This is a genomic window from Methylobacterium sp. BI1 (assembly GCF_056680125.1).
On the sequence record NZ_CM155267.1, the window covers coordinates 110974 to 123857 of the forward strand.

13 protein-coding genes and 1 pseudogene are annotated in these 12884 nt (G+C 74.2%); 10 read left to right on the top strand and 4 right to left on the bottom strand.

Features of this window, described 5'->3' with window-relative positions:
- The first annotated feature begins 4 nt into the window (after positions 1-4).
- Entirely contained in the window at positions 5-517 is a 513-nt protein-coding gene (locus AC1MGR_RS00520; protein WP_480233335.1) for an NlpC/P60 family protein, read from the top strand.
- Here AC1MGR_RS00520 and AC1MGR_RS00525 read toward each other — a convergent pair.
- Together AC1MGR_RS00525 and AC1MGR_RS00530 are read right to left on the bottom strand one after the other, a co-directional pair.
- A complete protein-coding gene (locus AC1MGR_RS00525) occupies positions 514-888 on the bottom strand; it encodes a helix-turn-helix domain-containing protein (RefSeq protein WP_480233336.1) in 375 nt (124 codons plus the stop codon). The two genes, AC1MGR_RS00520 and AC1MGR_RS00525, sit on opposite strands and share 4 nt — an antisense overlap.
- Positions 889-953: 65 nt before the next feature.
- Complete coding sequence (locus AC1MGR_RS00530) at positions 954-1208, bottom strand: type II toxin-antitoxin system RelE family toxin (protein ID WP_480233337.1); 255 nt, start codon at positions 1206-1208, stop codon at positions 954-956.
- 87 nt (positions 1209-1295) lie between these two features.
- Here AC1MGR_RS00530 and AC1MGR_RS00535 point away from each other — a divergent pair.
- Positions 1296-5190 (top strand): annotated as a pseudogene (locus AC1MGR_RS00535) (baseplate multidomain protein megatron).
- 42 nt (positions 5191-5232) lie between these two features.
- Positions 5233-6912: a DUF2793 domain-containing protein gene (locus AC1MGR_RS00540; RefSeq protein ID WP_480233338.1), complete on the top strand. Its 1680-nt coding sequence runs from the start codon at positions 5233-5235 to the stop codon at positions 6910-6912.
- A 46-nt stretch (positions 6913-6958) separates the two neighbouring features.
- Here AC1MGR_RS00540 and AC1MGR_RS00545 read toward each other — a convergent pair whose 3' ends face one another.
- Positions 6959-7168: a hypothetical protein gene (locus AC1MGR_RS00545; RefSeq protein WP_108037547.1), complete on the bottom strand. Its 210-nt coding sequence runs from the start codon at positions 7166-7168 to the stop codon at positions 6959-6961.
- 88 nt (positions 7169-7256) lie between these two features.
- Between AC1MGR_RS00545 and AC1MGR_RS00550 the strand changes: the two genes are divergently transcribed.
- From AC1MGR_RS00550 to AC1MGR_RS00575, 6 genes are all read left to right on the top strand, one after another.
- A complete protein-coding gene (locus tag AC1MGR_RS00550) occupies positions 7257-7928 on the top strand; it encodes a lysozyme (protein ID WP_480233339.1) in 672 nt (223 codons plus the stop codon).
- Between the two features lie 51 nt (positions 7929-7979).
- Positions 7980-8579, top strand: coding sequence for a hypothetical protein (locus AC1MGR_RS00555; RefSeq protein ID WP_480233340.1), 600 nt, complete (start codon positions 7980-7982; stop codon positions 8577-8579).
- Positions 8580-8624: 45 nt separating this feature from the next.
- Complete coding sequence (locus tag AC1MGR_RS00560) at positions 8625-8972, top strand: protein kinase family protein (RefSeq protein ID WP_108037543.1); 348 nt, start codon at positions 8625-8627, stop codon at positions 8970-8972.
- A 10-nt stretch (positions 8973-8982) separates the two neighbouring features.
- A complete protein-coding gene (locus AC1MGR_RS00565; protein ID WP_480233341.1) occupies positions 8983-9192 on the top strand; it encodes a hypothetical protein in 210 nt (69 codons plus the stop codon).
- Between the two features lie 101 nt (positions 9193-9293).
- On the top strand, positions 9294-9665 hold the full coding sequence (locus AC1MGR_RS00570) for a PepSY domain-containing protein (protein WP_108037539.1): 372 nt from the start codon (positions 9294-9296) through the stop codon (positions 9663-9665).
- Positions 9666-9767: 102 nt separating this feature from the next.
- Positions 9768-10445, top strand: coding sequence for a response regulator transcription factor (locus tag AC1MGR_RS00575; protein WP_055946034.1), 678 nt, complete (start codon positions 9768-9770; stop codon positions 10443-10445).
- Between the two features lie 116 nt (positions 10446-10561).
- On the opposite strand, the gene AC1MGR_RS00580 is transcribed toward AC1MGR_RS00575, so the two are convergent.
- Positions 10562-11167 (bottom strand): type II toxin-antitoxin system prevent-host-death family antitoxin, encoded by a 606-nt coding sequence (locus AC1MGR_RS00580; RefSeq protein WP_480233342.1) that lies wholly within the window; start codon positions 11165-11167, stop codon positions 10562-10564.
- Positions 11168-11400: 233 nt separating this feature from the next.
- On the opposite strand from AC1MGR_RS00580, the gene AC1MGR_RS00585 reads away from it, so the two are divergent.
- Positions 11401-12819 carry a sensor histidine kinase gene (locus AC1MGR_RS00585; protein ID WP_108037537.1) on the top strand — a complete coding sequence of 473 codons (1419 nt, stop codon included), beginning with the start codon at positions 11401-11403 and terminating at the stop codon, positions 12817-12819.
- Positions 12820-12884 lie beyond the last annotated feature (65 nt).

Consider the following 12884-nt stretch of genomic DNA (forward strand, 5'->3'; position numbering starts at 1 on the left):
CCTGATGTCCGAGACGATGACGTCCAAGACGACGAAACCCGGGACGACGAAACCCGGGACGACGACGCCCAGGACGACGACACCCGAGACGATCGTCACCCTGGCGCGGGCTTGGATCGGCACCCCCTATCGCCACCAGGCCTCCCTGAAGGGGGTCGGCTGCGACTGCCTCGGGCTGCTGCGCGGGGTCTGGCGCGAGGCCCTCGGCCCGGAGCCCGAGGCGGCCCCGCCCTACGCCGCCTCCTGGGCCGAATCCGCGCCGCCCGGACGCGATCCCCTGGCGGAGGCGGCCGCGCGCCACCTCGTCCCCGTCGTGGGTCCGCCCCGGGCCGGCGACGTCCTGCTGTTCCGCTTCCGGGCCCACCTGCCGGCCCGGCACTGCGCCCTCGCCACCGGCGCCGGCACGATGATCCACGCCCATGACGGCGCCGCCGTCACGGAGGTCGCCCTGACGTCCTGGTGGCGGCGCCACCTCGCCCGGGTCTTCCGCTTCCCGGGCGTGGGCGGCGGAGCCTAACCGACGAGGTCGTCGATCGTGACGGACAGGACCTCGGCGATTCGGAGCAGGGTATCCACGGTCCCTTCGCGCTTGCCGGTCTCGATCTGCGACAGGAACGGCTGGGCGATCCCGGCGGCCTCCGCCAGGGCGCGGGCGGTGAGGCCGCGGTGCTCGCGCCAGACGCGGATGCGGTTCTCCCCGCCGAGGATGCGGTCCACCATCCCGGAGGGCAGCAACTCCTCCTCGCCGGCGGCGAGTCGGCGGCGGAATTCCTGGATCGCGAGGCGGTCGGCATTGTCCTCGGCCGCCTCGCTCAGGGCGCGGAAATCGGCCTCCGACAGGACGACGAGGCGCTCGCCGGCCGGGGTGACGATGGTCTGGGCGTTCATGGGCGACAATCCGTCAAGGGTGGAGATCCGTTCCGGCAACGTCCGTTTCGTCGGGTCCGTCAGGCTCAATCGTAGGCGCTCCCGCGGGAGGCGACCCGGATCACGGCTAAGATCTCGCCCTGGTCCGTGTCGAGGACGCGCCAGTCGCCGACGGGCAGGCGGAAGATCCCGGGTTCGCCCTTGAGGGCCTTCACGTTGTTGGCCTGAGCGGCCGGATCCTCCGCCAGAAGGGCGATCTTGGAGCGGATCACCGCCGAGACGTTGGCCGGCATCCGGCTCAGCGTCTTCAAGGCAGCCTTGCTGTAAGCGATCTTTTTCACCGGCAATTCATAGCATATCGCTATAAAGCCACAAGAGCGACGTCGCCCCAAAATCTCAGCCCTCGCCGCCCGCTATCGGAGTCCGCCATGGCCACGCTGATCCTGCAAACCGCCGGGGCGGCGGCCGGCACGGCGCTGGGCGGTCCGATCGGCGGGATCATCGGCAGCGCCCTCGGGGCGGCGGCGGGGTCGGGCATCGACGCCGCCCTGCTCGGGGGGCTCGCCGGCGGACGCACGGTCGAGGGACCGCGCCTCTCTGACGTGGCGGGGCTCAGCTCCGGCGAGGGCGATCCCATCCCGCGGGTCTACGGCCGGGCCCGCATCGGCGGCACCCTGATCTGGGCGACCCGGCCCCTGGAGGTGGCGAGCCCCGCCGCCGCCAGCGCGGCCGGAGGCAAGGGCCTCGGCGGCGGCAAGGTCAAGCGGACGGCCTACGCCTACTTCGTCGACCTCGCCATCGGCCTGTGCGAGGGCCCGGTGGCGGGCCTCCGGCGGGTCTGGGCGGACGGGCGCGAACTCGACCTGACCACGGTCACCCTGCGCCTGCACGTCGGCGATGGAGACCAGGCGCCCGACCCGCTCATCGTCGCCAAGGAGGGGGCGGCGAACGCGCCGGCCTATCGCGGCCTCGCCTACGTGGTGTTCGAGCGCCTGGCCCTGGCCGAGTTCGGCAACCGCATCCCGCAATTCGCCTTCGAGGTGCTGCGTCCCGTGGCGGGCCTCGCCGGGATGATCCGGGCGGTCTGCCTCATCCCCGGCTCCACCGAGTTCGGCCTCGACCCGCTGCGCGTCACCGAGGAGGCGGGCTACGGCACGACCCGGCCGGCCAACCGGTTCCAGCTGCAGGCGGGCACCGACGTCACCGCCTCCCTCGACGCGCTCCAGGCGCTCTGCCCGCGGCTGGCCCGCGTCTCCGTGGTGGCGAGCTGGTTCGGAGACGACCTGCGCGCCGGGCGCTGCACCCTCGGCCCCCGGGTCGACAACGCCGCCAAGGTGACGAGCGGCGACGTCTGGTCGGTGGCGGGCCTGCGCCGCGACCAGGTGGCGCCCGTCTCGACCGCCCCCGGGAGCGGCCCGGCCTATGGCGGCACGCCCTCGGATGCGGGCCTGACCCGCCTCGTGGCCGACCTGCACCGGCGCGGCCTCGCGGTGGTGCTCTACCCCTTCGTGATGATGGACGTGCCGGCCGGCAACCGCCTGCCGGACCCGCGCGACCCCTCCGCCGCCGGGCAGCCGGCCTATCCCTGGCGCGGGCGCATCACCTGCGATCCCGCCCCCGGGCGGGCGGCGAGCCCGGACGGCAGCGCCGCAGCCGGCACCCAGGTGGCGGCCTTCTTCGCGCAGTACCGCCCGTTCGTGCTGCACTACGCGACGCTGGCGGCCGCCTGGACCGCCGCGGGGATTCCGCTCGCCGGCTTCATCCTCGGCAGCGAGTTCGTCGGCCTCACCCGGGTGCGGGCGGAGGCGGGGCGCTACCCCGCCGTGGAGGGCTTCCGCAGCTTGGCGACGGCCCTGCGCCAGCGCCTCGGCCCGAGCATCGCGCTCGTCTACGCCGCCGACTGGACCGAGTACGGCGCCGACGTGCGCGACGGGGGCGCCACGGTCCGCTTCCCCCTGGACGCCCTGTTCGCCGACCCGGCCATCGACGCGGTGGGGATCGACTACTACCCGCCCCTCACCGACTGGCGCGACGGGGACGCCCATGCCGACCTGGCGCTGGCCGATTCGATCTACGACCCGGCCTATCTCAAGGGCCGGCTCGGCGCCGGCGAGGCCTTCGACTGGTTCTATGCCGGCGCGGCCGACCGGGCGGCGCAGGTCCGCACGCCGATCACCGACGGGCGCTCCGCCAAGCCCTGGATCTTCCGGGCCAAGGACCTCGTGGGCTGGTGGGCGAACCCGCATGTCGAGCGGGACGGCGGCCTCGAGACGCGGGCGACGGCGTGGGTGCCGCGGGGGGAAGCCGATCTGGCTCACCGAGGTCGGGGTGCCGGCGGTGGACAAGGGCACCAACGGCCCCAACGTCTTCCCGGACCCGAAATCCGCCGAGAACGCCAGCCCGCCCGCCTCACGCGGCACCCGCGACGACCTGATCCAGGCCCGCGGCCTCGCGGCGATCCTGGGGCGGTTCGACACCGGCCTGCCCGGCTTCGAGCCCGACCACAACCCGGTCTCGCCGGTCTATGGCGGGCCGATGGTGCCGGCGGACGGGATCTTCGTCTGGTGCTGGGACGCCCGGCCCTACCCGGCCTTCCCCGACTTCGACACCGTCTGGGCCGATGCGGGCAACTGGCCGGTGGGCCACTGGATCACCGGCCGGATCGAGGGGCTGGAGCTCGACCGGCTCGTCGCCGCGATCCTGGCCGATCTCGGCATCACCGTGCCGGCCGCCATCACCGCCGACGCGACCCTCGACGGCTACGTCGTCGACCGGCCGATGTCGGCCCGGGCGGCCCTGGAGCCCCTGGCGCAGCTCTACGGCCTCGACGTCTCCGCGGAAGCCGGCACGCTGATCGTGCGCGGGCCGCGCCGGGAAGTCCCCCTGCCGCTCGCGGCGGACGACCTCGTGGTCCTGCGCGACGCGGAGGCGCCTCTGGCCCGGGTCCGGGCCGAGGAGGCGGAGCTGCCGCGCTCCCTGACGATCGGCTTCACCGACGGCGAGACCGCCGAGTACCGCCGGGCGAGCGCCGCCGCGACCCGGCCGACCGGCCGGCGCCGGCGCGAGATCCGGCTGGAGGCCGCCGTGGTGACCCGGCGCGCCTCTGCCGAGGCCCTGGCCGAAGCCGCCCTCGACGCCGCCCTCGCGGCCCGCGACACCGCGCGCTTCACCCTGAGCCCGCGCCGGATCGACCTCGCGCCGGGCGACCTCCTGGCCCTGCCGGGGGAGCGCCTGCCGCACCGGATCCTGCGCATCGCCGACAGCCCGCGCGGGCGCGCGATCGAGACGCGGGCCGTCCCGCGCCTCGGCCGGGCGCCCCGCGCCGGCGAACCGGCCGGACCGCGACCGCGCCGGGCGGTGCCGGCCCTGCCCGGGCCGCCCTTCGCGGTCGCCCTCGACCTGCCGGCCGACCGCGGCACCCCGACCTCCCTGCAGGTGCTGGCGGTGACGGCCGAGCCCTGGCCGGGGCCGATGGCGATCTGGCGGGCGGAGGGCGAGGCCGCGCCGCTGGTGCCGCAGGGCTTCGTCGACCATCCCGCCTGTCTCGGCGAGACCCTGACGGCGCTGCCCCCCGGCCCGCTCTGGCGCTTCGACCGGGGCGCCGCCCTCACGGTCCGCCTGCGCCATGCCGGCGACCTCGATGGCATCGGCGAAGCGGCGGCCCTGGCGGGCGGCAACCTGTTCGCGGTGCGCAGCGCGGCGGACGGGGCGATCGAGCTGATCGCGGCCGCTGGCGCCGCGCTGGTGGGACCGGACACCTACCGGCTGACCGGGCTCCTGCGGGGGCTGGCCGGCAGCGAGGCGCAGGCCGGGCGCGCGGCCCCGGCCGGCAGCCTGATCGTGCGCCTCGACGGGGCGATGATGCCCCTGGTCGAGCGCCTCGACGAGGCCGGCCGGCCGTTCCGCTACCGCATCGGCCCGGCGGCACGCGATCCGGCCGATCCGGCCACCGTCGCGCTGCGCGCCACGGCCGGCCTCGCCGCCCTCCGCCCCTTACGCCCCGTCCACCTGCGGGCGCGGCGGGAGCCGGGGGGCGTGCGCCTCGCCTGGATCCGGCGGACGCGGCGCGACGGCGATTCCTGGGACGCCGCCGAGGTCCCCCTTGAGGAGCCCGAGGCCTACCGGGTCACGCTCTACGCCGCCGCGGGCCGGCCCCTCCGGACCCTGAGCGCGGACCGGTCGGACCTCCTCTACGCCGCGGCCGACGAGACGGCGGATTTCGGCGCGCCCCAGCTCCGCCTCGACATGGGGGTGGCGCAGGTCGGCGCGGCGGTCGGGCCCGGGCCGGAGACCCGGACGCAGGTGCCGGTGGAGCCCGCCTGACCCCCGCGATTCCCCCAGTCCCGAGAAGCCCGGAGCCGGATCATGCCCGAGACCACCCCGACCCTGGCGCTGCCGCTGCTCGCGGCCGGCCAGGCCCAGAAGCACGTCACCCACAACGAGGCCCTGATCCAGCTCGACGCCCTCGTCCAGCTCGCCTGCCGCGACAAGGACCTCGTCGCGCCGCCGGCCGGCCCGTCCGAGGGCGACCGCTACCTCGTGCTGAGCCCCGCTCCCACCGGGGCCTGGGCCGGCCTGTCCGGCCAAGTCGCCCAGTTCCAGGACGGGCGCTGGCGGGGCCTCGCGCCGAAACCCGGCTGGTGCGCCTGGATCCTCGACGAGGACGAGCTCTTCGTTTTCACGGCGGCGGGCTGGGTCAGGTTCCGCAGCACCCTCCGACAGCTCCAGAGCCTGACGCGCCTCGGCCTCGGCACCACGGCCGACGCCGCCAACCCCTTCGCGGCCAAGCTGAACACCGCCCTCTGGACCGCCCTGACGACCGCCGAGGGGGGAACCGGCGACCTGCGCTACACCCTCAACAAGCAGGCACCCGGCAACGCCCTCTCCCTGCTGTTCCAGAGCGCCTTCACGGGACGGGCCGAGATCGGACTGTCCGGCACCGACGATTTCGCGATCAAGGTCGCGCCCGACACAGGGGGATTCCGGGAGGCGCTGCGGATCGACCGGGCGACGGGCCGGGTCGATCTCGCCGGGCCGCCGGCCGCCCCCCTCCTCGGGGCACCGGCCCTCCGCCTGACCCAGGACCTCGCCGCGGACGGCAGCCTGCTGGCCGGCGGCCTGACCCTGCAGGCCGCGAGCGGGGGCCTGTCCTGGTCCGTCGCCGGCCTCGCCGGAACGGGAGGAGCCTCGGGCGGCTTCCCGGGAGGCCTCGCGGTCTTCGTCAAGCCGGCGGACGGGACCCGCTCCGGCGCCCTGCGCGAGGCGGCGCGCTTCGGGCCGGAGGGCAATCTCGGCCTCGGCACCAGCGCGCCCCTGACGACGCGGCTCGGGGTCGCCGGCATCATCGCCCACGCCGCCGACAACACCTGGAGCCTCGGGACGCCGGCGCTGCGCGCCTCGGTGCTCTATGCGGGCACCGGGGCGATCAACACCTCGGACGCCCGCGAGAAGACGCCGGTCGTCCCCCTGACGGAGGCCGAGATGGCCGCCGGGCGCACCCTCGCCCGGGAGATCGGCACCTTCCGGTTCCGGGACGCCGTGGCGCTGAAGGGAGACGGGGCCCGGCGCCATGTCGGCCTCACCGTCCAGCGGGCCATCGCGATCCTGGAGGCCGAGGGCCTCGATCCCTTCGCCTACGGCTTCGTCTGCCGCGATGCCTGGCCGGCGGTCGCACCACAGGAGGCCGTCCCGGCCGTCGCACCACAAGAGGCCGTCCCGGCCGTCGCCCCGCGAGAGGCCGTCCCGGCCGTCGCCCCGCGAGAGGCCGTCCCGGCCGTCGCCCCGCAAGAGGCCGTCCCGGCCGTCGCCCCGCAAGAGGCCGTCCCGGCCGTCGCCCCGCAAGAGGCCGTCCCGGCCGTCGCCCCGCAAGAGGCCGTCCCGGCCGTCGCCCCGCAGGAGGCCGTCCCGGCCGTCCCGGCGGGGGCGGCCTGTCCCGGGCGCGCGGCCGGCGAGCGCTACGGCTTCCGGACCGACCAGCTGCTGCTGTTCCTCGCCCGCGGCTTCGAGGCGCGGCTCACCGCCCTGGAGGCCGCCGCCGGCCCCTGATCCGCGTGCTCCCTGATCCGGTTGCTCCCTGATCCCGCAGCCGCGTTCAGCGCAGGTAGCCCGCCGCCCGCAGGTCGGCCTCGACCGCCGCGCACAGGTCCGCCAGCGGATTGTCGTTCTGGGCGGCGGGCGGCTCGACCGGCCGCATCGGTGGGAAGGCCAGATCGGGCGGCTGCGCCGGCGCCTCGCGGGCGATGGCATCGGTCTCGGTCTCGGTTTCGCGTCGCAAGGCCGCCGAGATGAGCTTTCGCAGCATGTCCGCCTCCCGATCCCGTGGTCTTTTCAAGTATCGCGCCAGTTTTCGCTCAAGTCTAGCCGCCGAGCCATCAACCGGAGACCAGGCCATGAACCTCAGTGCCATCGGCGAAGCCGTGCTCATCGCACGGGAGGGGCGCCGCCTCACGGCCTATCGCGACAGCGTCGGGATCTGGACCATCGGGATCGGCCACACCGCGGCGGCCGGGCCGCCCGTGGTGACGCCGGGCCTGCGCCTGACCGAGGCGGCCTGCGACGCCCTGTTCCGGCGCGACGTCGCCCGCTACGTCCGGGCCGTGGACGATGCGGTCCGAGGCGCCTCGCCCGATCTGTTATCCGACCACGCCTTCGACGCCCTGGTCTCGCTCTGCTTCAACATCGGTCCGTCGGCCTTCGCGCGCTCCACCGTCGTCCGGCGCCTGAAAGCCGGCGACCGCGACGGCGCCGCCGCGGCGATCCTGCTCTGGAACCGTCCGGCCGCGCTGATCCCGCGGCGGGGCGCCGAGCACGACCAGTTCCTGACGCCCTACGACCGCGCCCTGCCGCGGGCGCGCCGGAGCGACCCGGCACCGGTTCCCGCACCGCGCTCCCCGACTCCGCCCTCGCATCCGCCCTTGCCCGCGCAGCGCCGGACGGTGCCGCGCATCCCGCCGCTGCCGAGCCGCGTGCCGGACCCGGCGCCCGATCCGGCGCCCGGGCGGCCCGCGGCCCTGGCCCGGCTGTGGTCGACCCTCCGCAGCCGCCTGCGCGGCGGCTCCTGAGCGTCGCCCCCTCCCGCCGTCCCGTCGATGTCCCCACCGCTGGAGTCTCCGATGAACCGCTTCCTCCCCGGCCCCGCGCGCGCCCGCCTCCTCGCCGCCGGTCTCGCCCTTGCCGTAGCCCTTGCCCTCGCCGTAGCCCTTGCCCCTGCCCCTGCCCCTGCCCTTGCCCTTGCCCTTGCCCTCCCGACGGCCGCCGTCGCGGCGGTTTCGGCCGTCCCGGCGACCGCCGTCGTCACCGTGCCCTGGGGCGATGCCCTCGCGGCGGCCATCCAGGGCCTCGGGAGCGTGGTGGTGCCCCTCGCCGTCACCGCCCTGATGGCGGCCCTGACGCGGATCGCCGGTCCCCTGCGGGTCCTGATCACCGCCAGCCTGGTGGAGCATCTGGTCCGCAATGTCGGCGCCTACGCGGTCAACGCGGTGGCGGGGGCGGCGCAGGGCCGGACGCTGACGGTCCCGATGGGATCGGTGGTGATCGCGGGCGCGGTCCAGCGCGGCCTCGACGCGGCTCCGGCCTGGCTCATCCGGGCCGCGGGCGGCGTCGACGGTCTCGGCGAGAAGGTCTTCCGCAGCCTGCCCCTGGTGGAGGAGGCCACGGTCGCCAACACGCTGGTGCCCGCCCTCCGGGCGGCACGGATGCGCCGGCCGGCCTGACGGGCCGGATCCGCGGGCGGGGGACATCTCACGAGGGAGGGGAGCTTGCAGAAGATCGCCCTGGAAGCCGGGCACCTGCTCGTCTCGCAGGAGGGCGCGGGATGGATCGTCGCCGTCCTCCTCGGCCTCGCCTGCATCCATCTCCACCGGGACTCGCTGCGCGCCCAGGCGGCACGCCTCGGAGAGACCGGCGCCACCGCCACCGCCCTCGAGCGGGCCTCGCAGAGCCATGCCGCCGTGGCGGCCGCCCTGGAGAGCCGGACCCGGGTGCTGGACGACCTCGCGCGTGTGATCGCCGAGCTCGCGCGCAGCGTCGAGCGCAACGACGAGCGCGCGCGGGAGAAGCTGGACGACATCCTGCGCCGGCTCGCCGAGACCCGGCCCCGCCCCTGAGGACCTTGCCATGGACCGCCTCGCCCTCCTGCTGCACCGTCGCCGCGACCGCCGCCGGGTGGCGGCCCTGCGCCTGCACGCCGCCCGGATGGGCTACGACCGCTCGTCCCTGGCCCTGCGGCGGGCGGCCCGCACGCATATCGACGACCACGCCCTGGTCGGAGCGACGCTGCGGGCGACCCTGGCGCGCCTCGCCGGTCAGGCCCCCGGGCCGGCCTGACCGGCCCGCCCCCGGGGCGAGCGGCGGGAACCGGATGGCCGAGGTCGGGCTTGGCTCGGCATTCAGGGCACATTCAGTGCATCCTTCCTAGACATCGTCCCATGCGCATCCTCCTCGCCCTGGTGTTGATCGGACTGACCGTCGCGGGCTTCGCGACGGGCTCCATCGACACGTTCGCGGAGGAGACGACGGCGGGCACCGGGGCGATCGCGACTCCGCTGGCCGCCATCCCGCGCAGCGAGACCTGCCTCAGCCCGGCGGACCTGCGCGAGGCGGTGGCGGACAAGCGGGTGATCGCCCCGGTGGCGGCCATCCGCGCCGCCCGCCAGGTGATCCCCCGGGCCGAGATCCAGCGGGCGCGCCTGTGCCGGAACGACGAGACTCTCGTCTACCTGCTCACCGCCCTGCGGAGGGACGGCCAGTTCGTCCACGTCGTCGTCGACGCCACCACCGGGCAGGTCAGCGGGCCGTGAAAGGCTTTCGGCCGGAAGCCGTTTCGCGCCGGCGCGGAGACGTCTAACGTGCGCGCCGCGCCGACCCGCGGGTCCGGGCCATCATCGTAGGAGTTCGGGACCGTGCGGTTGCTCGTCGTGGAGGATGACCGGGACATCAACCGGCAGGTGGTGAACGCCCTCGAGGAGGCCGGCTACGTCGCCGACAAGGCCTTCGACGGCGAGGAAGGCGGCTATCTCGGCGAGAACGAGCCCTACGACGCCATCATCCTCGACATGGGCCTGCCCAAGACCGACGGCGTCAGCGTGCTGCAGAAGTGGCGCCGGGCCGGCATCAAGACCCCGGTCATCATCCTCACCGCCCGGGACCGCTGGTCCGACAAGGTCGACGGCTTCGATGCGGGCGCCGACGACTACGTGACGAAGCCCTTCCACATGGAGGAGCTGATGGCCCGCGTGCGCGCCCTGCTGCGGCGCGCGGCCGGCCACGCCACCAGCCAGATCGCCTGCGGCCCGGTGGTGCTCGACACCCGCTCCGGCCGGGTCTTCGTGGACGGCAACCCGGTCAAGCTGACCAGCCACGAGTACCGCCTGCTGTCCTACCTGATGCACCATACCGGCCGGGTGGTCTCGCGCGCCGAGCTCACCGAGCACCTCTACGACCAGGATTTCGACCGCGATTCCAACACCATCGAGGTCTTCGTCGGCCGCCTGCGCAAGAAGCTCGCCGTCGACCTGATCCAGACCGTGCGGGGCCTCGGCTACCTCGTCGACCCGAACCAGCCCGCGCCGCGGGTGTGATCTCAGCGACGCGGACTCATCGCGAGCCGCCTCGCCCGGATCAGGGTCTGCCCGGATCAGGGTCTGCATGTGCGCGAGCACGAGAGCGAAGACGCGCCGCGGAACGGTTCCGTATGTTACGCTCGGCGGGTCGAGGTCGGGAATGAACCGCAGGTCCGGCCCCGGCCAGACGAACGCGTTGCCCTCGGACACGATGACCCACTGTCGTCGGTCGTCGAGGCCCACGCGTCTGCAGATCTCGGCGGGAATTTCCAAGCCGACGGTTCGGCCTTCGGGCTCCCGATGCGTGCTCGGAACCACGATGCAGCTTCCGTCCGGGGGTTGCGAGCGATGACCAGGACGGCGGTTCGGTCCTTCCGCGCCGACTCCAAACCCTCGCGACGCTCGTCCGACCAGAGGAACGCGTAGCGGATCACGGTTCCGGCGATCGGCGGCTCGCTCGGGATCAGGGTCGGAGGCCTGCGCCAATCCGTGTCCGTCAGGCCTTTCGGGACCTCGGCGCTCAGGATCGCGTCCGCGATGTCGTCCGGGATGTCATCGACCGTGAACGAGCGCCGGTCGCGTTCGCGCAGGCGGATGAATTCGTCATAGGCCACGAGGACCGTCTTCGGTCGCCCGTTCTTGCTGACCACGACCGGGTTACGGATCGCCGCGTCCTGATAGAAGCCTGCGCGCTTGGCGAAGTCGGTGGCATCCGTATCGGTCAGTTTGAACAGGTCCATGCCGATCCAAGCCTCGACGAGAAGCGGGGACGGGCTCCGCATAATCCGTATTCTGCGGATCATGCGGATCGAGCCAAGGTGAGACACAGGCCAGCGCCCAGGCTAGACTGGGCGTGCCGGTCAAGCCGGAGACGATCCAGGTCTCAGGCGAACAATCCAAAACCCGTGCGATCGGCGGCGGCATAGCCTCGACTGTCGCGTTGATTTCCGGCTGCAACCCAGACTTGGCCAGCATGATTCCCTCCCCCTCCTGGCTCCCGATGCGCCGACGCTCGATTGCGGTGCGGCTCGCCACCTCGGCGCTGCTGGCGAGTTCGGCGATCCTGCTGATCGCGGCCTGGATCCTCACGACCCTGTACCGCGAGAACACCGAGCGGGCCTTCGACAGCCGCCTGCTGGTCTATGCCAACAACCTCGCCACCGACCTCGTCTCGCCCAACGATCCGGAGAGCCGCTCCTTCACCCTGAGCGATCCGCGCTTCGACCTGCCCCTGTCCGGCTGGTACTGGCAGATCGGCCGGCCCGACGCGAAGCCCCGCGACCTGCGCACCTCGCGCTCGCTGGTGGGGGTGCCCCTGAAGGCGGCCGGCACCCCCGACACCAAGGCGGGCATCGGCCAGATCCGCCAGGGCTACGGCCGGGCCCAGGACGAGCGCCGCCTGCGGATCATCGAGCGCGACGTCGATCTCGGCGAGGAGGGCCGCTACACCGTGCGGGTCGCCGGCCCCGCCGACGAGATCGAGAACGACGTCGACCGCTTCCGCTTCTCGCTGATGGTCACCTTCGGGCTCCTCGGCCTGTCGCTCGCCCTGACGACCCTGCTGCAGATCCGCTTCGGCCTCGCACCGCTGGCCAAGCTGCGCACGGCGCTGGGCGCCATCCGGCGGGGCGAATCGGACCGCATCACCGGCGAGTATCCGCGCGACATCGCCCCGCTGGCGGGCGAGGTGAACCTCCTCATCGAGACCAACCGGGAGATCCTGGAGCGGGCGCGGACCCAGGTCGGCAACCTCGCGCACGCCCTGAAGACGCCGCTCTCGATCATCGTCAACGAGGTCGGCGCCGCCGACGCGCCCGAGGAGCTCGCCGCCAAGATCCGCGAGCAGGCCGCGGTGATGCGCGACCAGGTGAACTACCACCTCGACCGCGCCCGGGCGGCGGCGCTCGCCGGCACGCTGGGCACCTCGACGGAGGTCGAGCCGGCCCTCGCCGGCCTCGTGCGCACCTTCGGCAAGATCTACCGCGACAAGGACATCGCCTACGAGGTCCACGTGCCGGCCGGCCTGCGCTTCCGGGGCGAGCGCCAGGACTTCGAGGAGATGATCGGCAACCTCGTCGACAACGCCTCGAAATGGGCCCACGGCCGGGTGGCGATCCGCGCCGAGGCGGTGGGCAAGAACGATTATCCCCACCTTCTCGTGGCGATCGAGGACGACGGGCCGGGCCTCGCCCCGGAGGACCGGGCGGAGGTGCTCGGGCGCGGCCGCCGCCTCGACGAGACGAAGCCCGGCTCCGGGCTCGGCCTCTCGATCGTGGCCGACCTCGCGGCCCTCTATCGCGGCCGCTTCCGCCTGGAGGAGGCGACCCTGGGCGGCCTGCGGGCGGTGATCGAGGTGCCGGGCGATGCGCCGGCCGGCGTCGCCCCGCACTGAGCCGCGGGCGCGCCGGCGGGCGGGCGCAAGAATCGCCGGACGGGCTCGCGGACGGACTTGCGAAC